The following is a 24,905-nucleotide window of genomic DNA, read 5'->3' as shown; positions in this document are numbered from 1 at the left end:
AGCGATTCAGATGACAGTCAACTGGAATGAAACACGTTCGTTTTTAGAAAGCAAGATGCAGGCAAAACCGGAGATCGGATTGATTCTTGGTTCAGGACTGGGTGTCCTCGCGGATGAGATCGAAAACCCGATCGCGATTCCATATCATGAAATCCCGAACTTCCCAGTATCAACGGTCGAAGGACACGCGGGACAACTCGTCTTCGGTACTCTTGAAGGGAAACAAGTCGTTGCGATGCAAGGGCGATTCCACTTCTACGAAGGATATTCGATGGACATGGTCACGTTCCCAGTCCGTGTCATGAAAGCGATCGGTGTCGAGACATTGATCGTCACGAACGCAGCGGGTGCTTGTAACGAAGCGTTCGAACCAGGTGATTTGATGTTGATCACAGATCACATCAACTTCTTCGGTACGAACCCATTGATCGGGAAGAACGTCGATGAGATGGGACCACGTTTCCCGGATATGTCGAAGCCGTATGATGCGGAATTACTTCGTCTTGCACAAGAAACAGCAGATGAACTCGGAATTCGTGTCCGTCAAGGTGTCTACTTCGGAAACACTGGTCCGACGTATGAGACGCCAGCAGAAGTCAAGATGGCACGGATGCTCGGTGGCGACGTCGTCGGTATGTCGACGGTCCCTGAAGTCATCGTTGCCCGTCATTCCGATATGCGAGTCCTTGGGATCTCATGTGTCTCGAACATGGCAGCAGGTATTCTCGATCAACCGTTACATCATGATGAAGTCATCGAAACGACAGAACGTGTCCGAGCACACTTCCTATCGCTTGTTCGCGGTTCGATCAAAAAAATGTAACGACTGTTTATAAAACTCACAAACCACTCCTGAGGAGGAACTAGATTATGCGTATGGTAGATTTGATTGCAACAAAACGAGACGGTGGCGAACTCGCAACAGCTGATATTCAAGCAATGGTAGAAGGATTCACGAATGGTGAGATTCCAGATTACCAAATGTCAGCGATGTCGATGGCGATTTTCTATCAAGGAATGTCAGATCGTGAAATCGCTGATTTGACGATGGCGATGGTCAACTCGGGCGACGTGATCGACCTTTCACGTATCCACGGGAAAAAAGTCGACAAACACTCAACTGGCGGCGTCGGTGACAAAATCAGTTTGATCGTCGCACCACTCGTTGCGTCAATCGGTATTCCGGTTGCGAAGATGAGCGGTCGTGGACTCGGTCATACAGGTGGAACCATCGACAAACTCGAAGCGTTCCCTGGTTTTGACGTCGAGCTTTCAGAAGAAGCGTTCGTCTCACAAGTCAACGACATCAAGATGGCGATCATCGGTCAAACGGGTAACCTGACGCCTGCAGACAAAAAACTCTATGCACTTCGTGATGTCACGGCGACGGTCAACTCGATTCCATTGATCGCAAGTTCGATCATGTCGAAAAAGATCGCAGCAGGAGCAGACAGCATCGTACTCGACGTTAAGACCGGTTCTGGTGCCTTCATGAAATCGTTCGAAGATGCAAAAGCGCTTGCGACAGAGATGGTTTCGATTGGTAAGAGTGTCAATCGTAAGACGGTTGCTGTCATTACAGACATGGATCAGCCGCTCGGCTTTGAGATCGGAAACGCAAACGAAGTCAAAGAAGCGATCGAAGTCCTTCAAGGGAAAGATGTCCGTGACTTGAAAGTCATCGCCTTGACGATTGCATCACACATGGCAGTCCTCGGTGAGTTCTACCCGACGTTTGACGAAGCATATGCGGATCTCGAAACACGTCTCGGTAACGGAGCAGCACTTGACGTCTTCAAGAAGTTCATCGCAGCTCAAGGTGGCGACGCGTCACTCGTTGACGACATGACTAAAGCACTTGAAACGAAATACGAAAAAACATTCGTCGCTTCAAAAGCAGGTTATGTCTCTGAAATCATCGCTGACGAAGTCGGTGTTGCAGCAATGATCCTCGGTGCAGGACGCGCGACGAAAGCAGATGAGATCGATCACGCAGCAAGCGTCACGTTGCACAAGAAAGTCGGCGATCGTGTCGAAGTCGGCGATGTCATTGCAACACTTCGTTCAAACAAAGAAACACTCGATCAAGCAATCGAAAAAATGGACCATGCGTACCATATCAGTGAAACGAAACCGGCAGAACGTCCGCTCGTTCACGCTGTCATCCAGTAAGCAATCCAATCAGCAATACCTGAGTAGTGGACTTTGTCCGCTACTCTTTTTTTATGGTAAAATCGAATGTGTAAAAAAATGGTATTTAAAAAGAGGAGGGCTTACCGCCATGAAGCTTATGAAACGTTTGACCATCCTGTTATTCAGTCTAATCGGAGTCATCGGATGTGGCATTGTCATACTAGTTTTTTCCTTTTGGCAAAGTACGAAGCCAGACGCAGCAGAAGAAGCGAAAATAAAAAACGAAGCCAAGGTTTACTTAGAAAAGCAAAAGTATCTAAAGGAAGCGCAAGTGACCGGTAGTGTTTACGATAGTATGGGGAATTTTTCATTTGACTATGCAGCACAAGCTGTTGATAAAAAAACGAATACCGAGTTTTTAATCTATCAAACTGAAGAATCGGGAACATTCGTTGATTCGTATCATGCGTCACTTTGGGAAGACCAGTTAGAAAGACGTATCATGCCTCCTACGCTTGAAAACATTGATGAGGAATTGGAAGTAAACGTTTTATATGATAACGAAGAGATCCAACAACTTGATGACGCGCGTTTTGAACCAGAAGCATACTTACGTGAAGACGTGGCACCGACAATCTTAATTGATGTCCATCGTAAACGACATGAACTGGACAAAGTACGAATTGAAGAGTGGGCAAAGTCATTACGCGAACAAAAGATCCTGCAACATATGACGGTCAAGATTGACTATGTCTCGAAAAAAGGTGAGTTACTGGAGGACGGGAATTCGTTGTTCGTAACGTTATAAAATGGATTAAAAAATGAAAGTACGCGGTTCCCTTTCGATTTGTTATACTGGAAATACTTGTAATGAATAAGGGGGAACTTTCATGAAACCACCACGCTTACAAAAAGGGGATAAGATTGCTATCGTCTCGCCGGCGTCTGCTGTCGCAGCATACGTACCGCGTCGTCTCGCCCGCGGTATCGCAACACTTGAAAAAATGGGCTTTGAGGTCGTCTTGATGCCGAACGCAACAGCTGTCCATAGTCATACGGCAGGAACGATCGGGGAACGGCTACAAGATTTACATATGGCGTTCGCTGATCCGTCGATCAAGGCGATCATCTCGACGATCGGTGGGTTTAACTCGCACCAGCTACTCGACGAACTCGATTATGAATTAATCCGGAACAATCCGAAGATCTTCGTAGGTTACAGCGATATCACGGCACTGTTTGCTGGGATCTATCAGCAGACAGGATTGACGACGTTCGTCGGACCCGCACTGCTGACGCAGTTCGGTCAATTCGATGGTCTTGATCCGTATACAGAAGAATCGTTCAAACGTACGTTCATGCAGACGGAGCCGATTGGTCGGATCGAAGCGTCTGAGGAGTGGACAGATGAGGTTTTACGCTGGGATGTCGCGGACGACCGAAGACGAGAACATCAAGTGAACGCAGGGTACACGATCGTTAAGACCGGTGTCGCAGAAGGTCCGATTCTGACGGGGAACACGGGAACACTTTTACTGCTTGCCGGAACACCTTACTTGCCATCGTTTGACGGTGTCGTCTTGATGCTTGAGGATGACGAGAGTGAGACACCAGAAACAATCGACCGGTATTTCACGCAATTGCGACACATGGGTGCGTATGACAAGATTGCGGCACTCGTCGTCGGACGCTTCCCGCGAAAAGTCGATTTTGACCCGGACTTCCCGCTCAAGGACATCATTCTGCGCGCGACGCGAGGCTATGATTTCCCGATCATTCTCGATGCGGACTTCGGGCATACGGATCCCGTCACGACACTCGCGAATGGGGTGCAGATTCGTGTCGAAGCAACGGATTCGGTGACACTCGATGTGTTAGAGGCAGCCGTCGAGTAAAAAGGTCTGCACGACGCCTTGAAATTTGGTACACTGTACCATGGAATCACGATCTTGAATCGTGACGAATCTCCTGCTGAAAAGCACGAAAGGTTGGTCAAACATGCAAAAAACTGGTCATATCTTATTAGAAGATGGAAATAAAATTGAATTCGAATTGTTCAACGATGAAGCACCGATCACGACTGAAAACTTCGAAAACCTTGCGAACTCGAACTTCTACGATGGATTGAACTTCCACCGTGTCATCCCAGGCTTCGTCTCACAAGGCGGATGCCCAATCGGAAACGGTACAGGCGGTTCAGGAAAAACGATTCCTTGTGAAACGTCAACATCATACCCACACAAACACAAGGCGGGTTCACTCTCGATGGCACACGCTGGTCGTAACACAGGATCAAGCCAGTTCTTCATCGTACACGAGCCACAACCGCACCTCGACGGCGTACACACGGTCTTCGGACAAGTGACTTCAGGTCTCGAACATGCACAAAAAATGAAGCAAGGCGCTGGCATTAAAGAAATCCGCGTCGAAGCGTAAGTTCTTGCTCCTCTTCGAACGTTCGAAGAGGAGTTTTTCTTTTTTTAGAACCGGGTACAATCAGTAAGGGAACTCAACTCGAAAAGGAGTGTTTGTCATGCGTTTAGAAGGAAAACGAATCATCCAAGTCGTCAGCAATGACTTCGAGGATTTAGAATTATGGTATCCAGTCCATCGCTTACGTGAAGAAGGCGCAATCGTCGACATCGTCGGTGAGAAAGCGGATGAAACATATATCGGGAAGTACGGTGTCCCAATCAAATCGAATAAGACGTTCGATGAGATCAATCCAGCAGAATACGATGCGATTCTTGTTCCAGGTGGTTGGTCGCCCGATCTATTACGCCGCTTTGACTCTGTTCTGAACATGGTGCGTCATTTTGACCAGAACAAACAACCGATTGGTCAAATCTGCCACGCTGGTTGGGTGCTGATCTCTGCTGGCATCTTAAAAGGCGTCAACGTCACGAGTACGCCAGGGATTAAGGATGACATGACGAATGCGGGTGCGATTTGGCATGATGAAGCAGTCGTCGTCGACGGACATATCGTCTCGAGTCGTCGTCCGCCCGATCTACCGGACTACATGCGTGCCTTCATCCAAGTGATGGAAGAACAAGCGTGATTCAGATGCAGGGGACGTCACGAGACGGACTCCTGCATTTTCATGGATTATGAAAAAAATGCAGTAATTCTGTGTGAGAAGGTGTAGAATGAATGAGTCTCAGTCGTTCATGCTCCTGAGAGTTGTTGAAATTAGGAAGGTGTAGAATCACATGCTAGTAAAATATAAGAAGTTGAATGAACGGACCGCGATGGGGCTGATCGCCTTTTCGTGCGAAGTGAAGGATCCGAAGTATTTGCTTGAAACGGTTCAAGCCTATGAACAGGAAGAAGACCAACGCTTGTATTTGTACAAACAAGATGAGGATTTCGTCGGTGTCATCGGGTTTCAATTAATGGATGGCCATGCTGAATTGAAACATATCGCATTATCACCGTCTTTCCGTGGAGAACGGATGTCGTATCTCCTACTCGATGAAGCAGCCAAACTTCTTCGAACGGATATTACGGGTGCGACCGAAGAGACGCAACGCCTCGTCGACAAATGGAAAAATCAATAAAAAGACCGGTCCATGGCTCAGATGGACCGGTCTCTTCGGTTTTGTAGCGCTTCTTGTCGTGCCGTGACGACATCCGTACGATCGCGTAAACGGTGTTTATGTGTCACATAGTCGAGATCAGGTGCTGTCGCTTCAAGTGCGACGGCTCGGATGACGTCCGAGAAGACAGGTAACGGGATGTGTCGATAGACCTTATCCGTAAAATGGTCGCGATGATCGAGCAAATATGAGACGTCGATCCCGGACGCAATCAGTGATGCCCGGTGACGTTCGATTTTATCGAATGCTTTCGCATATGTCCGCTGTGCCCCAGTCGTATTTCCGCGGCGGTGATGATAGCGGGCGACGGCCAGTTGGATCAGACCGACAAGCGCCTCGTCCTGGCGTTGTCCTTCTTGCCAGACTTCCTCTAAGATTTCATGGCACTCGAAGTAATCGTGCCGAATGTTGAATTCAAATACGAATCGCTCGATCGGATTCATGGAATCACCTCTTCCTTTGAATATAACATAGTCGAACCCATCTGTTGTATGGTATACTAAGGCGCAAAAAACGTTGATGGGCAGGGAGAATCATGGAATCATACAGTGTAAAGATGGATGCGTTTGAAGGCCCGCTGGACTTGCTGTTACACTTGGTTGGTAAATTAGAAATCGATATTTATGATATATCCGTTTCCATGGTGACGGATCAATATGTGTCCTATATCCGTGCGATGCAGCATCTTGAACTAGATGTTGCTAGTGAATATCTTGTCATGGCAGCGACGCTGTTGCAACTGAAAAGCAAACAACTCTTGCCGATCGAACAGACGGAATACGATGAGATTCCTGATTTCGAGGAAGAACCGACACGAGAAGGTCTGATTCAACAGTTGATCGAGTATAAAGCATATAAGGAAGCAGCACTCGTCCTGAAAGAAAAGGAAGAGGCACGCCTTGAGCTGTTCTCGAAACAACCAGAGGATTTGATGCGTTATCTCGACACGGATGCACAAGAGTATAACGGTACGTTATCACTGAGTGATTTATTACGTGCTTACGAAAAAATGCGCCAACGGGAAGCCTGGAAGGTACGCCGTTCGAAGACGGTCAAACGGGAAGAACGTTCACTCGAGCAACAGATGGAGTCCGTTGCCCGGTACGTCGCGACCCGTGAGCGGACGACATTCTTCGGTTTTTTTGCGGAGCAACCGACGGTCGAAGAACTAGTCGTCAGCTTCCTCGCTGTTCTTGAGCTCGTGAAGCAACGGGTCATTGATTGTGAACAGATGACCGATGATATCCTATTGCGGAGCATGGTGAAGGAGGAGAGTCAGATTGGCGTATGAACAAATCATTGAGAGCCTGTTATTCGTCGTCGGAGACGATGGAATCGATCCGCGTGGTCTCAGTCAAGCGCTAGAGATCAGTGAAGCGGCAGCGCGTGAACAGTTGCTGGCTCTTCAAACGACATTCGAAGCAGAGCAGCGTGTGTTGCAAATCGTGGAGTCGGGTGGTGTCTTTAAGATGGTGACACGAAAAGAGATGTCGCCATATATTCAGGCATATGCCGGTTCGCTCGCAGAAGATTCCTTGTCTCGAGCAGCGATGGAGACACTCGTCATCATCGCATACAAACAACCTGTCACACGTGCTGACATCGAAGTCGTTCGTGGTGTGAAGACGGAGCGTGTCATCCATACGTTAAGTGCAAAAGGTTTGATTGAAGAGGCGGGACGCGCTAAAGGCGTCGGTCGCGCAAAATTGTATAAAACGACGGATCATTTCCTGGACCATTTTGGTCTGAACAGTATTGAAGAGTTGCCGCCACTCGAGTTCGAAGAAACGTTCGAATCGGATGGAGATCTCTTCTTCCGGAATGATCCTTCATTAGAGGAGAGAGTGAATTAATGGAACGGTTACAAAAAATCATCGCACAAGCAGGTGTCGCTTCGCGGCGTAAAGCAGAGGAATTGATCACAGCAGGTCGCGTCAAGGTCAACGGAAAAGTCATCACGGAGCTTGGAACGAAAGTCGGAGCACGTGCCGAAGTCGAAGTAGACGGTGTGAAGCTCGAACGGGAAGAACACGTCTACTACATGCTCTATAAACCAACAGGTGTCGTTTCGACGGTTGAAGACGACAAAGGACGTAAGACGGTCGTCGATCTCGTACCACCCGGACACCGTGTCTTCCCAGTCGGTCGACTCGACTACAATACGAGCGGTCTTCTTTTAATGACGAATGACGGTGAATTCTCGAACCTCTTGCTTCACCCGAAATATAAGGTGCCGAAGCGTTATATCGTCAAAATCAAAGGTGTACCAGAATACTTCCACGTCAAAGGTCTTGAAAAAGGTGTCGTCTTACCGGATGGTTTCAAGACAGGTAAAGCACGTGTCGAGATGCGCGATATCGATAAGAAGAAAAATACAGCGATTCTTGAAATGGTCATCTACGAGGGACATAACCGTCAAGTCCGTCAAATGGTCGAGACACTCGGTTCGGAAGTCTTGAAGTTGAAACGTGAACAGTTCGGTTTCTTGACACTGGCCGGTCTTACTTCTGGCGAGTGGCGTGAACTTTCAAAAAAAGAAGTCAATCAATTGCGTGAGCTAGCGGATCCAGCCGCTCCACCTACGAAAAGACGTAAGAACACAAAAAAACGTTAATTTGTAAAGCGAGAAGCTCATCCTCCGGGTTGAGTTTTCTTTTTTTGTGACAAAACGATTAACGAATTTCACATTTTGTCAACGGTAAAGCGATTTCAAGTACAATATGGGTGGAGGCGGTAAAATATGAAAAAAACGAAACAAAATCCGGAAGAACGCTTAGCAGCGGCCCAGCAAAAAAAGAAGAAACGCTCCTTCTGGCGTCTGATGATCATGACGATTGTCTTGTTCGCCGGAGCAGTCGTCATCATGCAATTCGTCGATCAAGCGACACGTGATAAAAACGGTCGTGTCATGGCAGGCGATGATGCCCCTGGTTTCGCACTCGTCGATCTATATGGTGAGAAACAGCACTCGATGGACGAATACAAAGGAAAAGGACTTTTACTCAATTTCTGGGGAACATTCTGTGAACCATGTAAGAAAGAGATGCCATTGATCAATGACAACTATCAGATGATGCAAGACCAAGGCGTCAATTTCGTAGCGGTCAATGTCGGTGAAACACCAGTTCGTGTCTCAAGCTTCATCAAGGATATTGGCGGAACGGACTATCCGATTCTCATGGATACGAACAGTTCGGTCGAGAAGGCTTACGGGATCTACAACTTACCTGTGACGTTCATCATCAATAAAAAAGGTGAAGTCGTCGAGAAGTATGAAGGTGAGATTGATCAAGCGAAGCTCGAAGAGATGGTGAAGAAGGCGAACGAGTAACGCATCGAAGGGGGATTTAAGGATGCAGGAGCAAGAAGATTTCAAACAACTGGACATGCGTTACGAGGAAGCGGAGCTTCGATCGAAACGTAAGAATCCATCTTGGATCGACCGGGCATGGACGTTCTTCTCGTCCGTCAAGGTCGGGTTATGGTTGATTGCCTTGATCATCATCGCGAGCGGGGTCGGAACGATCTTCCCGCAAGAGATGTATATTCCACAGGCAACACCACCAGAAGAGTTTTACCAAAAGGAATACGGCACGGCAGGTGACATCTACTATACGTTAGGATTCCATAACCTATTTGAATCATGGTGGTATATCGGATTGATCACGCTTTTATTACTCTCGATCATCATCGTGTCGATTGACCGATTCTTCCCGCTCTACCGAGCACTGAAGAAACAACCGGTCATCCAGTCGGACCGTTTCATGAACGGTCAGCGATTTGGCGCGGAAGCGACTGGCGATGTCAAAAAAATCGATGCGATCGCACCGTTGCTTGAGAAAAAAGGCTATAAAGTCCGTCGACAAGACGGGGCACTCTTAGCGGAAAAGCAACGTTTCGGACGATGGGGTCCATACATCAATCATATCGGACTCGTCTTATTCTTCGGTGGTGCGATGCTTCGAGTCGTACCAGGGATGCACGAAGATGAATTACTTTGGCTCCGCGAGGGAGAGACGTTGCCGATCGAGGCGACGGACAATCAGTACTACTTGAAAAATGAAGCGTTCAACATCGAGTTCTATGATCCTGAGAAGGTCGATGAGAAGTTCAAGAAATCACTTGAAGCAGCAGGCGGAAACGTACCGAAGAACTATGATACGAAGATGACGCTGTACAAGAAAGTCGGCGAAACATCCGATTTCAAACCGAAGCTTGAAGAAATCAAGTCAGGTGAGACGGCAGTCAACCGCCCATTCGAATTCGATGATTATCAAGTCTTCCAGGAACAATACGCGGCAGATCCGGAATTCAAGACGATGTCGTTTAATATCGTCAACCAGAAGACGGACAAAGTCGTCGATACGATCAAAGTCGACTTGCGTGATCCGAAAGAAACATATGCTTTAAAAGATGGATATGAAGTCGAACTGAAGGACTTCCTTCCGGACTTCGTCGTTAAAGATGGTCAGCCAACGACGAACTCGGGACGTCCAGTCAATCCAGCCTTCGTCTTTAGTATCAAGTCACCGGAACATCCGAAAGGTGAACGGAGTTTGATTGGGATCAAATTGAACGTCGGTGGAGATGAGAACCAGTACAAAATGGCATTCGCGGGTACGGAACTCTCGAACATCTCGGGTGTCCGGATTAAAAAAGATCTGACGCTACCGTTCCTGTTTGCAGGTGGTATCATCTTCATGGCAGGTCTATTGATCGGAATGTACTGGCCACACCGTCGTCTCTGGCTCAAAGAGAAGAACGGTCGGATCCAGATTGCTGGATTTACGAACAAAAATGCATTGGGGCTTCAAAAAGAAGCTAATCTCGCGTTGACGGAAGTCGGTCTACCAGAACTTGAGGATCGACAAAAGTTGCGGGAAGAGGGGGAAGCTAAATGAATTTGCTTCAGTTGAGCAGTAACCTGCTCCTTACATCATTCATCGTCTACCTCGTCAGTACAGGATTCTTCGCTGTAGCGACGAGTGGTAAAAAAGGACCGACGCGTTCTGGTAAAATCGCCTTTACGCTCGCGATCATCGGTTTCCTCGCGCAGCTCGGATATTTCTTCACGCGCTGGGCTGGAGCTGGGCACGTTCCAGTTTCGAACTTATATGAATACACGACATTCTTCGGCATGATGATGGTACTTGGTTTCTTGATCGTTTATGCCATCTACAAAAACAACGTCCTTGGCTTGATTGCGATGCCAGTTGCATTGCTCGTCATCGCCTATGCGTCGATGTTCCCGGATGAAGTCCAACCGTTGATCCCAGCACTACAAAGTGTTTGGCTCAAAATCCACGTCACGACGGCAGCGCTCGGCGAAGGGATTCTGGCCGTCAGCTTCGCGACGGGATTACTGTATCTGATTCACGCGACAGATTTCAGTAAGGAATCGAAAACACGGACGTGGCTCGAAGTCGTCATGTTCTCACTCGCATGTGTTGTCGGTTACATCTTAGTTGGGCTGTTGTTCAAAGCAACAGGTTCTGCATCGACGATCGAATACGTTGCGAAAAACGGTGCAACGATGACACATGACTACGCGATGCCAGTCTTGACCGGTCCTGAAGGCGGAAAAGTCTTATCGGGTTCAGGTGCCGTCATCGAATTACCGAACTTCTTGAACGCGAACAAAGTCAATACGGTCTTATGGTCGATCATTGGTGGCGTCGTCTTATACGTCTTGCTTCGCTTCGTCATTCTTCGCAAGCGTCTTGCTGAGAGCTTGAAGCCGATTGCACGTAAGATTGATCTTGAGACAGCAGATGAGATCAGCTATCGTTCTGTTGCGATTGGTCTTCCAATCTTCATCCTGGGCGGTCTGATCTTCGCGATGATCTGGGCGCAAATGGCTTGGAGCCGTTACTGGGGCTGGGACCCGAAAGAGGTATGGGCACTCATTACGATGCTCTTCTACGTCTTTTATCTCCATATGCGCATCCAGCGTGGTTGGATTGGTAAAAAATCAGCTTGGTTATGTGTCGGCGGATTTGCCGTCATCATGTTCAACCTTGTCTTCGTTAACCTTGTCGTAGCAGGATTACACTCATACGCGTAAGAAAAAGCAAGCAGCGTACCCGGAAACGGTCCGCTGCTTTTTCGTGTGCGTCTGACCGAAGTGTGCCTTTTCGGAGAAATCAGCCGGAGCAAGCCATTCTTTTCGTTTCATAGTATACTAAAAGAGTAGTAGGATAGAGGAGTAGAGTTTAGTTCATAGGAGGAGACAGCATGTCAGAAGAAGCACGTATTTTAGTCGTCGACGATGAAGAACGGATTCGTCGCCTGTTGAAGATGTATCTGGAGCGGGAAAATTTCACGATCGAGGAAGCAGACAATGGAGAGACGGCGCTTGAAATGGCGCTTGAGACAGAATACGATGTCATTCTCCTCGACTTGATGATGCCGAAGATGGATGGGATGCAAGTCTGTGAAGAACTGCGGAAAACAAAAGCGACGCCAATCGTCATGTTGACGGCAAAAGGCGAAGAGACGAACCGCGTCCATGGGTTTGAGATGGGGGCAGATGATTATATCGTCAAACCATTCAGTCCACGTGAAGTCGTCTTGCGTGTCAAAGCGATTCTTCGTCGGGCAAGTGCGACGAAATTCCTCCACACGGATGCGAAAACAAAAGATGTCATCGTCTTCCCACACTTGACGATCGACAATGATGCGCACCGCGTGACGGTCGAGTCGCAAGAAGTCAATTTAACACCAAAAGAATACGAACTCCTGTATTTCTTAGCAAAACAAACGGATAAGGTATTCTCGCGAGAACAATTACTCAAGGAAGTCTGGAACTATGAATTTTTCGGAGATCTGCGGACAGTCGATACACACGTCAAACGTCTGCGTGAAAAGCTGAATCGTTTGTCTCCGAACGCCGCTCAAATGATCACGACGGTCTGGGGTGTCGGATACAAGTTCGAGAATAGTCCGACCTGACGATGAAATGGTTGCAAAGCGTTGTCATCAAACTATGGGGAACGATTCTGTTACTCGTTTCGGTCGTCTTGATCGCCTTGACGATCTTGTTACTTGAATTTTTCAACTCGTTCCATATCGAACAGGAGCGGGGGCACTTGGCAAAGCTCGGTCAACAAGTCGAGACCGTCTTTCAGGCGCACTCCGGCATCGAGGAAGGGTCGAGTACTGCTGTTGAAATCACGGATATCTATGGGGCGACACTGATTGCAAAGACCCAGGACGATTCCGTCGAAGCGAACATTTCACAAGCGAAGGCGAACCGGATCATCAAGGAACTCGAACGTCAGAACTGGAAAGCAATTGATGGTGAAGAAGGCGAGACAGCGATAGGCAACTATGAGACCTTTGATGGAAAAGCAGCACTCGCGTATCGGGCACCGCTCATTACGGATAGTGGCAACGGAACGATCTACTTGATCGAGCAATTGACGAACATCGAACAGGCGAATGAGGGTGCACGTCAAATCATTCAACTCTGTGTCCTGTTAGCGATCATCGGAACGACCGTCTTTGCCTTCTTCCTCTCGACACGAATCACGGCGCCACTGCGAACGATTCGCCAAGCTGTCGTTGAGGCCGGTGAAGGAAAGTTTGATCAGAGCCTGACGCAACGTTCACGGGATGAGATCGGTGACTTAGCGCTTGCGTTCAATGAAATGAGTAGTCAACTCAATCAATACGTCACCGATCTCGACAAGGAGCGGCATTTACTCTCCTCGATTCTGCGCTGTATGGCAGACGGTGTGTTGACGTTCTCGAAATCAGGTGAGCTCCTCGCGACGAATCCACCGGCTGAAGCCTTTTTGGCGGGTTCTCCCGTACCGGATGAACTAATTGAGTTATTCCAGACGGTCATGCGTGAAGAGACGGAGATGACGGTCTCCTTTGAACGAGAGGGACGCTTCTACATCATCATCGTCAGTCCGTTACTCGAACAAGAAGAACAGATCGGAGCGGTCGCCGTCTTGCGTGATATGACGGAAGCGCAGCAACTCGAGAAGATGCGCGCTGATTTCGTCGCGAACGTCAGTCATGAATTGCGGACACCACTCGTCATGCTGCAAGGGTACTCGGAAGCAATTGTCGATGGGATGACCGAGAGTGATGAGGCAACGAAGGAATTCGCTTCGATCATTTACGACGAGTCCCAGCGACTGTCGAGACTCGTTAACGATCTTCTTGATCTTGCACGAATGGAAGCGGGTTATCAGGAGTTACGGATTGAATCCGTCGAAGCAATCCCTTTTGCGAAGCGGGTGATCAAGAAGTTCAAACAGATGGGACGCGATAAACAAGTTACCTTCTCGGTTTCTGGTCCGAACATCGCGTTTGAAGCAGACCCTGATCAGATGGAGCAAGTCTTGACGAACCTGCTTGGGAACGCCCTGCGTTATACGGAGAACGGTGAAATCAAGATTAAGATTGACGAAGATAGGGAAAACATTACATTATCCGTCATTGATTCGGGTGACGGAATTCCAGAAGAAGATCTACCGTTCGTCTTTGACCGTTTTTATAAAGCGGATAAAGCGCGGACACGTGGCAAGACGGGTACAGGAATCGGTCTTGCGATCGTGGCGAATGTCGTCCGAGCTCATGGTGGTGAAGTCGAAGTCGACAGCCGCTTAGGAGAGGGAGCGACCTTCCGGATCCGATTACCGAAAAAACAAGGGAAGCGAACATTATGAGTCGCTTCCTTTCGCTATAGGAGTGAATGAAACATGAAAATTTACACGAAGTCTGGTGACGAAGGAGAAACATCTCTCGTTGGTGGAAGAGTCAAAAAAAATGATCGGTTGATTAGCTTGATGGGAGAACTCGACGAATTGAACAGTTTCGTCGGACTTGCCCGGACGAAAGCATCGTCAATCGAGGTGCGTGAGCAACTGACAGTGATCCAGCACGCCTTATTCGATTGTGGTAGTGACTTGATGTATGTCGAGCCGCGCCCGTCACGTTTGAGTCAAGAAGCGACGGTTGATTTAGAAAGTTGGATCGACACGTTAACGGAGTTATCACCGCCGCTCGATAAGTTCATCTTGCCTGGCGGAACGGAAGCAGCTGCAACGTTACACGTGGCACGGACGGTCTGTCGTCGCGTTGAACGTTCGATGATCGATGTTCCTCAAGCGGCTCATTTGTTACCGTTCATCAACCGACTCAGTGACTTCTTCTTTACAGCAGCCCGTTACGAGAATGCCGTCAAACAAAAAGCAGATATTGAATATGTCCGCAGTGCGCATGTATTCAAACGAAAGGATGGAGAGCAATGAGTCAGTCATTTAGCACATGGAAAAAGGAAGGAACGAGCTACCATCTCGTTCCGACTAATAAATTCAAGACGACGACGATTCTCGTCACATTTTCAGCACCGTTAGAAGCGAAGACGCTGACAAGCCGTGCAATCCTACCGTATATCATGGAAAAATCGACAGCCGCTTATCCGTCGATGAAAGCGTTACGTGAGCCGCTTGAAACACTATATGATGCGGGACTTTATGCGGACGCGTCGAAGTTCGGAGAAGAGCATGTCATCTCATTCCAACTCGATGTCATCCGGGGAGAACTCGTCCATCATCCGTCGTTGTTAAAAGAAGCACTCGAATTGCTCGAGCAAATGGTGCTGTATCCAGATTTGACGGAAGGTGGCTTCCGTGAACAGTTCGTCAAACAAGAAAAACGATTGCATGCCTTACGGATCAGTTCACTATATGACGATAAAATGCGCTACGCACAGCAACGTCTTCTCGAATTGATGGCACCAGGTGAAGCCGTCGCGTTGCCATCGCTTGGAACACTCGAAGAACTCGAACAGATCACCCCGTCATCCTTGCGTGATACATACCGTTCGATGATCGAAGACGACCGGATTGATGTCTTCGTCGTCGGACATGTAACGAAGGAGGAGATGGAAGACGCTCTATCATTCTTGCCATCGCATTCTGAAAAAATCAGTCATTACATTCCGGCCCAAAAAGCAGTCAATGGTGTAAAACGGTCGAGTGAAACGCAACCGATCAAACAAGGTAAATTGCATCTTGGTTACCGGGTAGCGGTCGATCCGACATCTGCTGACTCGATTCGGATGCAAATCGTCAATGGTCTGTTCGGTGGCTTCCCGCATTCAAAACTGTTCATGAATGTCCGTGAAAAAGAGAGTCTCGCCTATTATGCGGCTTCACGGTATGCGGCATTGAACAGTGCACTCTATGTTTATGCCGGGGTCGACACGAAAGAAGCAGAACGTGCCGAGAAGATCATCTTGGAACAACTCGTTGATTTGAAAGCAGGACAGTTCACGGATGAAGAATTGACACAGACGAAGGCGATGTTGATCAATGCGCGCCGTCAAATCCTTGATCAGCCAGGTCAACTGATTGGTTGGTTGAATGGTTCGAAGATGCGTGGACTGACACTGGAAGATGAGATTCATATCATTGAAACGGCGACACGTGAAGACGTCGTTCGATTAGCAGCGGCAATCGATCTTGATGCCGTATATCTATTGCGAGGTGAAGCATGATGGAACAACTAACCTATCACGATACAGACGAAACGGTATACCACGAGCAGCTCGATAACGGCTTATCCGTCTATTTGTTGCAAAAAAAAGGATACGAAAAGACGTATGCGACGTTTACGACGCGTTATGGTTCGATTGATCAACGATTCAAAAAAGGCGAGGAATGGATCACGGTACCGGACGGCATCGCCCATTTCCTCGAGCATAAGATGTTCGAATCCGAAAAAGGGGACGTCTTCCAAGAGTTCGGTCGTCTCGGTGCCTCTGCGAACGCCTTTACCTCGTTCTCGCGGACAGCGTATTTGTTCTCAGCGACGTCGTTGATCGAACAAAACCTCGAGACGTTGATCGATTTCGTACAAGATCCCTACTTCACGCCGGAAAGCGTTGAAAAAGAGAAAGGGATCATTACGCAAGAAATCCAGATGTATCAAGATAATCCGGGATGGCGCCTGTTCTTCGGTCTGATCGAATCGATGTATGCATCGCATCCAGTTCGGATCGATATCGCGGGAACTCCGGAATCAATCAATCAAATCACAGCCGATGACTTGTACACTTGCTACCGTACGTTCTATCATCCATCGAACATGGTGTTGTTCGTCGTCGGAAACATCGATCCGGAAGAGACACTGGCATTGATCAAGGCGAACCAAGCGAAGAAAGACTATACGGATCGCCCGGCAATCGAACGAGATTACGGTCAAGAGCCGCATGGCGTACATCGTCCACGTTTTGAACTCGAGCTCGACGTTAAGACACCAAAGGTATTGATCGGTTACAAGGACGAATCGCTTCGCGGCGAGGCACAAGTCCGCCGTGAGTTAACGAGTGAACTGCTGTTACACCTCTTGTTCGATCAGACATCATCGACGTATTTGGAACTGTATGAAGACGGTCTGATTGACGATACGTTCAGCTTTGATTACTCGAGTGAGGAAGAGTTCGCCTTTGCGACGTTTGGCATGGAGACAGAGGATCCAGACAAGTTCATCCAAGCGTATGAGACACTCCTGCAAACGCGTCCTGACTTCACGGAAGATGAAGTCACGCGCAAGCGGAACATGATGCAAGGGAAATTCCTCCGTGCCTTGAATTCACCGGAATTCATTGCGAATCAGTTCTCGCGTCACGCACTTGCCGGTACGAATCTGTTCACGCTTCCGACATTGATTGCTTCGATTACGAAAGAAGAGATTGAAGCCCGTTTCGACGAGTTGTTCGCCATTGAAAACCGGGCGATCTCAATCGTCAAACCGTACGCGTGATGCGAATCCTCATCACCGGTGCGAGTGGCGCCATTGGTCTTGCGGCAGCAAAACAACTTGCTGCCGCCGGACATGAATTGGTGCTTCAGACGTATCGACAGCAAGCGGTTTTAGAACGGATGATAGAGGAGTGGCAAGGCGAGCACCACATCCTGACTGCGAATTTAGCAGACGAGAAGGACTTGCAGGCATTTTGTGCGGCATTACCTGTCGTCGATGCCTTCGTCCATTGTGCCGGAACGAGTTATAGCGGTCTGTTGCTCGATCAATCAGCAACATCAATGCACGAACTCTGGAAAATTCATGTCGAGGCGTTGATGCGCATCAGCCAAACCGTGACACGGACGAAACCGTTTACGTCGAAGCTTGCGATCGTCGTCATCAGTAGTGTGTTAGGAGAACAAGGTGTCGCGGGTGAGGTCGTCTATTCGACATGCAAGGCGGCACAGCTTGGATTCGTCAAGGCATACAGTAAGGAACTTGGACCGATGCATGGACGCATCAATGCGATTACGCCGGGGTGGATCGATACGCCGATGAACGCGATTTTTTCTGAGGATGAAAAGGCAGAAGCGATTGCTGAAATTCCTGCCGGACGATTCGGAAAAGCAGAGGAAGTGGCTACTGCGATCCGTTACTTAGTGCAACCCGAATCGAGTTATGTATCGGGAGCCATCCTTAAAATAGATGGCGCGTGGATGTAAGCATTGGAATTTCAGTTCAGGAATGCTTTTCATTTTTCAAAAAATCATTTAACATGAGGAATGGATAATCGTATCAATAGAGGAGGATGGGCGCGTGAGTGAGTTCGAGCAATGGTATCTCGAATATGAATTAAAGGTCAATCGTCCCGGTATACTCGGGGACATTGCTTCGTTGATGGGAATGTTACATATTTCGATCGTGACGATCAATGGTGTCGATCATCAACGACGCGGTATGTTGCTCCAAACGAAACAACCGGATCAAATTCCACGACTCGCCGCTATTCTCAAGACGATGTCAACCATAGAGGTCATCAAACTACGAAAACCAAAACTACGTGACCGAATCGCGATTCGTCACGGGCGCTATATCGATCAAAGCAGTGATGAACGAAAGACGTTCCGCTTCGTCCGGGAAGACTTAGGGATTCTCGTCGATTTCATGGCAGAGCTATGTAAACAGGATGGGCACTTGTTGATTGGTGTCCGCGGCATGCCACGCGTCGGTAAGACGGAGTCGATCGTCGCAGCGAGCGTCAGTGCAAATAAGAAATGGCTGTTCCTATCGTCGACGTTGATTAAACAGACGGTTCGAACATCGTTGTTCGACGACGAGCGGACGGGTGATTATGTTTACATCATCGATGCGTTAGTGTCACAACGAAATTTCGATGAACGACACTGGCAAATCCTGCGGGAAGTCATGCGTCTACCCGCGACGAAGATCGTCGAACATCCGGATGCGTTCGTCAAATCGAGTGAGTATACGTGGGATGATTTTGATTACATCATTGAATTACGCAACACGACTGAAGAAATCATTGTGACTGAACTGCCTCGTTCCCATGGGGGAAATGATTGGTTCAACTTTGAATAAGTATGAAAAATGGAAGGTGTGTTACCGATGACCGAGCTCGGAACCTACTTAAAGGAACAACGGGAGGCGCTAGGCGTCTCTCTCGAACAAATTCAAACGACGACAAAGATTCAAAAGCGTTACATCGTCGCGATCGAAGAAGGCAATTATGATCAATTGCCGGGAGCCTTTTACGCCCGGGCCTTCATCAAGACATATGCGGAAGCACTCGGTCTTGACGTCGATGAAGTCTTTACGACTTATAAACGTGATCTTCCGGAACCGGAAGCACAACCGGTCGTCGAACTGTCACGGCGCGCGACGTATTCGAAATCCAGTGCTCCGAAAAAGAGCGTTGCGAAGCGTTGGATTCCGAACATCATCATCATCGTACTAATCTTTGCGATCGGTACTGCATTGTATTATGGTCTGCAGACGTTCCTCGACGGTAACGAAGAGGCGAAGACGTCCGCACCGAAGCAAAATGATGTCACGATCGATCAAGGGGACGCGCCAAGTAAAGAGACGGATGCGCCTGCGAAGACGGAAGAAGAGCCGAAGGAAGAACCGGCGAAACAGGAAGAAACAAAAGAAGAACCTAAAAAAGAGGCACTTGCTGCGAAGTCGACATCTGGTCAAGATGTCACGTATGAAGTCGCAACGAAAGATACGATGAGTGTCTCGATTCAAATCAAGAAAGATGCCTCTCCGTCGCCATTCGTCGGTGTGCGTGATACATCACTTGAAGGAAAAGCACTCGCGCCAGACCACATCAACGCATCGGATCCGAATCCGATCGTCGTGAAGGACGCGAAGACGGACTTGATCCGCATCCGGATCGGTTCGATTAAAGGGATTGATAAAATCGTCGTCAATGACCAAGAACTGAAACTGAACCGTTCGCTTCTCGTCCAAAACATCTATCTAAAGAAAGTAGCCACGCCGTAATCCGGCGTGCCTTCTTTTAGATGGTATGTCATTTACATATGAAATGAAGGAGGAGGGCGTTACATGAACTTACCGAATCAATTGACAGTATTACGTGTTTTATTAATTCCCGTGTTCGTCATCGTACTTGCGATTGATCCGAACTGGGGACAGTGGGATGTGTTGGGAGCCGAGCTTCCCGTCTCACACTTCGTTGCAGCTATCATCTTCCTTGTTGCTTCACTGACGGACTGGCTCGATGGATATATCGCTCGTAAACAAAAATTAGTGACGAACTTTGGAAAATTCATGGATCCACTTGCCGACAAGATGTTAGTTGCAGCTGCGCTTGTCTACTTGGTGGAACTTGGATTCGTCGCAGCATGGATCGTCGTCATCATTCTCTGTCGAGAGTTCGCAGTCACGGGTCTTCGTCTCGTCGCATCTGACGAAGGGATCGTCCTTGCTGCCGGAAACTCTGGCAAAGCCAAGACATGGGTCCAGCTGACATCAATCACGGCATACTTGTTGCACGATATCATCTTTGCGATGTGGAACATTCCGTTCGCAGATATTACGATGTGGCTTGCTTTGATCTTGACGATCTACTCAGGCGTCGAATATTTCTCGAAAAACATTAAGTTAATTACGAAATCCATGTAAGATGGATCAATTTAGACTGTTCGTCATACCGAACAGTCTTTTCTTATACTTCAAGAAGGTGAGGAATCAACATGAAAGCAGAAATCATCGCAGTCGGAAGCGAACTCCTCCTTGGGGAAATCGCGAACACGAATGCACAGTACCTTTCCGAATGGTTAGCGAGTGCCGGAATTGACGTTCATTATCATACAGTCGTCGGTGACAATCGCGAACGGATGCAAGAAACATTCCGTCAGGCGCAACAGCGGGCAGATCTCCTCGTCATCACAGGAGGTCTTGGACCGACGGAAGACGATTTGACGAAAGAGGTGCTCGCTGATCTCCTCGGACGTGATCTCGTTCTCGATCAAGCGGCGTACGAGCGAATCGAAGGGTTTTTAAAGACACGTCAACGGGAGATGACAATCAACGAACGAAAACAAGCATTAATCATCGATGGTGCAACGGTTTTACGTAATGATGCAGGACTTGCTCCCGGTATGTCGGTCCAAACGGAGCATCACCAATATATCGTCTTACCCGGTGTGCCACGCGAGATGAAGCAAATCCTCAAAGATCACTTCAGTCATCTATTCGGTCAAGAAACGATTCGTTCTCGGACGTTACGATTCTTCGGAATCGGGGAATCGGCTTTAAACGACCGTCTAGAAACGTTGATCAAGGAAGCGACCAATCCATCGGTCGCACCGTATGCGGAGCTCGCTGAAGTCCGGTTGCGCCTGACGGCTAAAGCACTCGATCAACAGGAAGCCGATCGTATGCTCGATGAACTCGAACAACACGTCCTTGCTGAAGTCGGCATGTACTTTTATGGATATGGGGAGACGAGTCTGCCGGAAGTCGTCCTAAAACGGTATCAAGAAGCAGGATTGACACTTTCGCTCGCCGAATCACTGACGGGAGGAGCTGTCGCGAGTGGTCTCGTTGATGTCAGCGGTGCGAGTCAAGTATTGCGCGGGAGCGCTGTCGTCTATGATGATGCAGCGAAGCAAGCCGTGTTATCGGTACCAGAGGATTTATTACGAGAGCATACTGCTGTCAGTAAAGAGGTAGCGATTGCGATGGCTGAAGGGGCACGAGAACTGTATCAATCCGATATCGCCGTCGCCTTGACGGGGGAAGCAGGTCCGACGAGCAACAGTGGAAAAGTGGTCGGAACGGTCTATTGTGCTGTTGCGGACGCACATGGAACACGGATCGTCGAATGGCAATATCCATCGTTCGACAGAGGCATGATTCGACTGCGCGCCGTCAAGGATACCTATTTCCTTTTACTGAAACATCTCGAAAAATCATCAGAGTAAGAAAAATGATCGAAGTACAAGTATGCGAATAAATGTTCGTAAAATGCTTGTCATTCGGTCTCAAAAGAAGTACAATAATCTCAGTAAGATAATTAAAAGGAGGCCTGCTACGTGAGTGATCGTAAAGCAGCACTTGAGATGGCGTTACGCCAGATAGAGAAACAGTTCGGTAAAGGTTCTATCATGAAACTCGGAGAAAATGCGGATCAGAAGGTATCAGTAATCTCTTCTGGATCGATTACATTAGATATTGCCCTAGGTGCAGGTGGATACCCACGTGGACGGGTCATCGAAGTATACGGACCTGAATCGTCAGGTAAAACGACGGTTGCGCTTCATGCAATCGCAGAAGTTCAAAAACAAGGCGGACAAGCCGCATTCATCGATGCGGAGCACGCGCTCGATCCAGCATATGCAAACAAACTCGGTGTCAACATCGATGAGCTCCTCTTGTCACAACCGGACACTGGGGAACAGGCACTTGAAATCGCGGAAGCACTCGTTCGTTCTGGTGCGGTCGATATTCTTGTCGTCGACTCTGTTGCAGCACTCGTACCAAAAGCAGAGATCGAAGGCGAGATGGGTGACTCACACGTCGGTCTTCAAGCACGTTTGATGAGCCAAGCGCTTCGTAAGTTGTCTGGTGCAACGAATAAATCGAAGACGATCGTCATCTTCATCAACCAAATCCGTGAAAAAATCGGTGTCATGTTCGGTAACCCGGAAACAACTCCAGGCGGTCGTGCACTTAAATTCTACTCGTCTGTTCGTTTAGAAGTGCGTCGTGCAGAAGCGTTGAAAAACGGTACGGATGTCGTCGGTAACAAAACGAAGATTAAGGTCGTCAAGAACAAGATCGCACCTCCGTTCAAACAAGCGGAAGTCGACATCATGTATGGTCTCGGGATTTCGAAAGTCGGCGAGTTGATCGACATCGGAACAGACCTTGATATCGTTCAAAAGAGTGGTGCATGGTACTCGTACAACTCTGAACGTCTCGGTCAAGGGCGTGAGAACGCGAAACAATACATGGTCGAGCATCCGGAAGTCGCAGCAGAGGTCGAACGTTTGATTCGTGAACACCACGGTCTCGTCGATCGCGAAGAGCCGGTTGATTTCGAAGCAGAACAACCAGAAGATCTATTTGCTGAATAAACCGTTTCAGAGAGGATTCGCGTGCGAATCCTCTCTTTTTTAGTGTAAAAGAGGAAAACAGTGGAATTCTTTCCCGTCCGTTCGTTGACAATGAACGAGTGCTATCCTTACAATATAGATGTACGTTTTTTAGACAGCTTCGATGAAATACCGAAATGAACTAAGAAACACCTTGCAAAGGGGAGGTGAACCCATGAGTACACTGACTTGGATTGTCATACTTCTCCTCACTTTGCTGATCGCATTCATCGTAGGCTACTTCTTGCGGAAATCGATTGCAGAAGCGAAAATTCAAGGCGCAGAAACGGAAGCGAACAAAATCGTCGAACGTGCGCGTGAATCGGCTGAGGCAACGAAAAAAGAAGCAGTACTCGAAGCGAAAGATGAAGCATTCAAACTTCGTAACGAAGTGGAAAAAGAATTGCGTGAACGTCGCCAAGAGCTAGCGAAACAAGAAGCCCGGTTGCTCCAGAAAGAAGAGACACTCGATCGCCGTGTTGACGCTATCGACCGTAAGGAAGATCAAATCAATACACGTGATGCAGAGATCGCGAAACGGAAGCATCAAGCTGAAGAACTAGAGCGCAAAGTAGAGGACCTGTATGAACAGGGACGTCAAGAGCTTGTCCGCGTCGCGAATTTATCGCAAGACGAGGCAAGAACGATCATCATGGATGAGACGAAACAGGCTGCTTTACATGACGCAGCCATTCTTCAAAAAGAAATCGAACAAAAAGCAAAAGAAGAAGCCGACAAGAAAGCACGTAACATCTTGTCACTTGCGATTCAACGGTTCGCCGCTGAACATATCGCAGAGACGACTGTATCGGTCGTCAACTTACCGAACGATGAGATGAAAGGTCGGATCATCGGACGGGAAGGCCGCAACATCCGTACGCTCGAGACCTTGACTGGGATCGACTTGATCATCGATGATACGCCGGAAGCCGTCATTTTGTCTGGTTTTGACCCAATTCGTCGCGAAGTCGCTAAAATGGCGCTCGAGAAATTGGTTCAGGATGGTCGGATTCACCCGGCCCGTATTGAAGAGATGGTCGACAAATCCCGTCGTGAAGTCGACGAGCGGATTCGAGAAATCGGAGAAGAAGCGACGTATGATGTCGGAATCCACGGCATTCATCCGGACCTTGTCAAAATTCTCGGTCGCTTGAAGTACCGTACGAGTTACGGACAGAACGTCCTGTATCACTCACTTGAGGTTGCCCACCTTGCAGGTATGATGGCAGCTGAACTTGGAGAAGATGTCACGCTTGCGAAGCGTGCGGGTCTTCTGCATGATATCGGGAAAGCGATCGACCACGAAGTCGAAGGCAGTCACGTTGAGATCGGAGTCGAGCTCGGTACGAAGTACAAAGAGCATCCAACCGTCATCAATGCGATCGCGTCCCACCACGGGGATACGGAAGCGACATCTGTCATTTCCGTCTTGGTTGCAGCTGCGGATGCATTATCTGCTGCTCGTCCAGGTGCACGTCAAGAGACACTCGAAAGTTATATCCGCCGTCTCGAACGCCTCGAGGAAATCTCGGAATCGTTCGACGGTGTCGAAAAATCATTTGCGATCCAAGCGGGTCGTGAAGTCCGTATCATCGTTCGACCTGACGTCGTCGATGATGTACTGGCTCACAAGATGGCGAGTGACATCCGGAAAAAAATCGAAGAAGAACTCGATTATCCGGGACACATCAAGGTCACGGTCATTCGGGAAACACGAGCAGTCGAATACGCGAAATAAGTGGAGTGGCGGGCGACCGCCACT

The 24,905-nt window shown here is 48.4% G+C and carries 26 protein-coding genes; 25 read left to right on the top strand and 1 reads right to left on the bottom strand.

Features of this window, described 5'->3' with window-relative positions; genetic code table 11:
- Nucleotides 1–10 precede the first annotated feature (10 nt).
- The 7 genes from EXG77_RS11020 (at nt 11) to EXG77_RS10990 (ending at nt 5,693) form a co-directional block, all read left to right on the top strand.
- A complete protein-coding gene (locus EXG77_RS11020; RefSeq protein ID WP_029341181.1) occupies nt 11–823 on the top strand; it encodes a purine-nucleoside phosphorylase in 813 nt (270 codons plus the stop codon).
- Nucleotides 824–870: 47 nt separating this feature from the next.
- The gene (locus EXG77_RS11015; RefSeq protein ID WP_023467679.1) at nt 871–2,172 is read left to right on the top strand and encodes a pyrimidine-nucleoside phosphorylase; all 1,302 of its coding nucleotides are present in this window, start codon (nt 871–873) and stop codon (nt 2,170–2,172) included.
- Nucleotides 2,173–2,281: 109 nt separating this feature from the next.
- Nucleotides 2,282–2,941, top strand: coding sequence for a hypothetical protein (locus EXG77_RS11010; protein ID WP_052017181.1), 660 nt, complete (start codon nt 2,282–2,284; stop codon nt 2,939–2,941).
- Nucleotides 2,942–3,023: 82 nt separating this feature from the next.
- Entirely contained in the window at nt 3,024–4,028 is a 1,005-nt protein-coding gene (locus EXG77_RS11005; RefSeq protein ID WP_023467681.1) for a S66 peptidase family protein, read from the top strand.
- 103 nt (nt 4,029–4,131) lie between these two features.
- Nucleotides 4,132–4,569 carry a peptidylprolyl isomerase gene (locus EXG77_RS11000; RefSeq protein ID WP_023467682.1) on the top strand — a complete coding sequence of 146 codons (438 nt, stop codon included), beginning with the start codon at nt 4,132–4,134 and terminating at the stop codon, nt 4,567–4,569.
- A gap of 97 nt (nt 4,570–4,666) precedes the next feature.
- Nucleotides 4,667–5,194, top strand: a complete 528-nt coding sequence (locus EXG77_RS10995) for a type 1 glutamine amidotransferase domain-containing protein (protein WP_035398198.1) — start codon at nt 4,667–4,669, stop codon at nt 5,192–5,194.
- Nucleotides 5,195–5,345: 151 nt separating this feature from the next.
- Entirely contained in the window at nt 5,346–5,693 is a 348-nt protein-coding gene (locus EXG77_RS10990) for a GNAT family N-acetyltransferase (protein WP_023467684.1), read from the top strand.
- 17 nt (nt 5,694–5,710) lie between these two features.
- On the opposite strand, the gene EXG77_RS10985 is transcribed toward EXG77_RS10990, so the two are convergent.
- Nucleotides 5,711–6,175 (bottom strand): DUF309 domain-containing protein, encoded by a 465-nt coding sequence (locus tag EXG77_RS10985; RefSeq protein WP_023467685.1) that lies wholly within the window; start codon nt 6,173–6,175, stop codon nt 5,711–5,713.
- Nucleotides 6,176–6,267: 92 nt separating this feature from the next.
- Between EXG77_RS10985 and EXG77_RS10980 the strand changes: the two genes are divergently transcribed.
- The 18 genes from EXG77_RS10980 to rny all read left to right on the top strand — a co-directional run bounded on the left by EXG77_RS10980 (nt 6,268) and on the right by rny (nt 24,881).
- A complete protein-coding gene (locus EXG77_RS10980; protein WP_023467686.1) occupies nt 6,268–7,023 on the top strand; it encodes a segregation/condensation protein A in 756 nt (251 codons plus the stop codon).
- Nucleotides 7,013–7,585, top strand: coding sequence for an SMC-Scp complex subunit ScpB (gene scpB, locus EXG77_RS10975; protein ID WP_023467687.1), 573 nt, complete (start codon nt 7,013–7,015; stop codon nt 7,583–7,585). Before EXG77_RS10980 ends, scpB begins: the two co-directional genes overlap by 11 nt.
- Nucleotides 7,585–8,346 (top strand): pseudouridine synthase, encoded by a 762-nt coding sequence (locus EXG77_RS10970; RefSeq protein WP_023467688.1) that lies wholly within the window; start codon nt 7,585–7,587, stop codon nt 8,344–8,346. Before scpB ends, EXG77_RS10970 begins: the two co-directional genes overlap by 1 nt.
- Before the next feature lie 126 nt (nt 8,347–8,472).
- Nucleotides 8,473–9,063, top strand: a complete 591-nt coding sequence (gene resA, locus EXG77_RS10965) for a thiol-disulfide oxidoreductase ResA (RefSeq protein WP_023467689.1) — start codon at nt 8,473–8,475, stop codon at nt 9,061–9,063.
- A gap of 22 nt (nt 9,064–9,085) precedes the next feature.
- A complete protein-coding gene (locus tag EXG77_RS10960) occupies nt 9,086–10,633 on the top strand; it encodes a cytochrome c biogenesis protein ResB (RefSeq protein WP_081637418.1) in 1,548 nt (515 codons plus the stop codon).
- A complete protein-coding gene (gene ccsB / locus EXG77_RS10955; RefSeq protein WP_023467691.1) occupies nt 10,630–11,796 on the top strand; it encodes a c-type cytochrome biogenesis protein CcsB in 1,167 nt (388 codons plus the stop codon). The genes EXG77_RS10960 and ccsB overlap by 4 nt, the downstream gene beginning before the upstream one ends.
- 170 nt (nt 11,797–11,966) lie before the next feature.
- Complete coding sequence (locus EXG77_RS10950; RefSeq protein WP_023467692.1) at nt 11,967–12,683, top strand: response regulator transcription factor; 717 nt, start codon at nt 11,967–11,969, stop codon at nt 12,681–12,683.
- A gap of 2 nt (nt 12,684–12,685) precedes the next feature.
- Nucleotides 12,686–14,413 carry an ATP-binding protein gene (locus EXG77_RS10945; RefSeq protein ID WP_023467693.1) on the top strand — a complete coding sequence of 576 codons (1,728 nt, stop codon included), beginning with the start codon at nt 12,686–12,688 and terminating at the stop codon, nt 14,411–14,413.
- A gap of 33 nt (nt 14,414–14,446) precedes the next feature.
- Nucleotides 14,447–14,998 (top strand): cob(I)yrinic acid a,c-diamide adenosyltransferase, encoded by a 552-nt coding sequence (locus EXG77_RS10940; RefSeq protein WP_029341191.1) that lies wholly within the window; start codon nt 14,447–14,449, stop codon nt 14,996–14,998.
- Nucleotides 14,995–16,248 carry an EF-P 5-aminopentanol modification-associated protein YfmF gene (gene yfmF / locus EXG77_RS10935; RefSeq protein WP_035398195.1) on the top strand — a complete coding sequence of 418 codons (1,254 nt, stop codon included), beginning with the start codon at nt 14,995–14,997 and terminating at the stop codon, nt 16,246–16,248. The genes EXG77_RS10940 and yfmF overlap by 4 nt, the downstream gene beginning before the upstream one ends.
- The gene (gene yfmH / locus EXG77_RS10930) at nt 16,245–17,516 is read left to right on the top strand and encodes an EF-P 5-aminopentanol modification-associated protein YfmH (protein ID WP_235147631.1); all 1,272 of its coding nucleotides are present in this window, start codon (nt 16,245–16,247) and stop codon (nt 17,514–17,516) included. Before yfmF ends, yfmH begins: the two co-directional genes overlap by 4 nt.
- Nucleotides 17,516–18,220, top strand: coding sequence for an elongation factor P 5-aminopentanone reductase (gene ymfI, locus EXG77_RS10925; RefSeq protein ID WP_023467697.1), 705 nt, complete (start codon nt 17,516–17,518; stop codon nt 18,218–18,220). Before yfmH ends, ymfI begins: the two co-directional genes overlap by 1 nt.
- A gap of 94 nt (nt 18,221–18,314) precedes the next feature.
- A complete protein-coding gene (locus tag EXG77_RS10920; protein WP_023467698.1) occupies nt 18,315–19,097 on the top strand; it encodes a DUF3388 domain-containing protein in 783 nt (260 codons plus the stop codon).
- Nucleotides 19,098–19,124: 27 nt separating this feature from the next.
- Nucleotides 19,125–20,024, top strand: a complete 900-nt coding sequence (locus tag EXG77_RS10915; protein ID WP_035398676.1) for a RodZ family helix-turn-helix domain-containing protein — start codon at nt 19,125–19,127, stop codon at nt 20,022–20,024.
- 63 nt (nt 20,025–20,087) lie between these two features.
- Complete coding sequence (gene pgsA / locus EXG77_RS10910) at nt 20,088–20,666, top strand: CDP-diacylglycerol--glycerol-3-phosphate 3-phosphatidyltransferase (RefSeq protein WP_023467700.1); 579 nt, start codon at nt 20,088–20,090, stop codon at nt 20,664–20,666.
- Between the two features lie 71 nt (nt 20,667–20,737).
- Nucleotides 20,738–21,970, top strand: coding sequence for a competence/damage-inducible protein A (locus EXG77_RS10905; RefSeq protein ID WP_035398191.1), 1,233 nt, complete (start codon nt 20,738–20,740; stop codon nt 21,968–21,970).
- A gap of 111 nt (nt 21,971–22,081) precedes the next feature.
- On the top strand, nt 22,082–23,125 hold the full coding sequence (gene recA / locus EXG77_RS10900) for a recombinase RecA (RefSeq protein WP_023467702.1): 1,044 nt from the start codon (nt 22,082–22,084) through the stop codon (nt 23,123–23,125).
- Nucleotides 23,126–23,318: 193 nt separating this feature from the next.
- Nucleotides 23,319–24,881, top strand: coding sequence for a ribonuclease Y (gene rny, locus EXG77_RS10895; protein WP_023467703.1), 1,563 nt, complete (start codon nt 23,319–23,321; stop codon nt 24,879–24,881).
- Nucleotides 24,882–24,905 lie beyond the last annotated feature (24 nt).

Source organism: Exiguobacterium sp. OS-77 (assembly GCF_000414195.2).
GTDB classification, from domain to species: Bacteria; Bacillota; Bacilli; order Exiguobacteriales; family Exiguobacteriaceae; genus Exiguobacterium_A; species Exiguobacterium_A indicum.
This window is presented reverse-complemented; position numbering and strand designations above follow the sequence as displayed.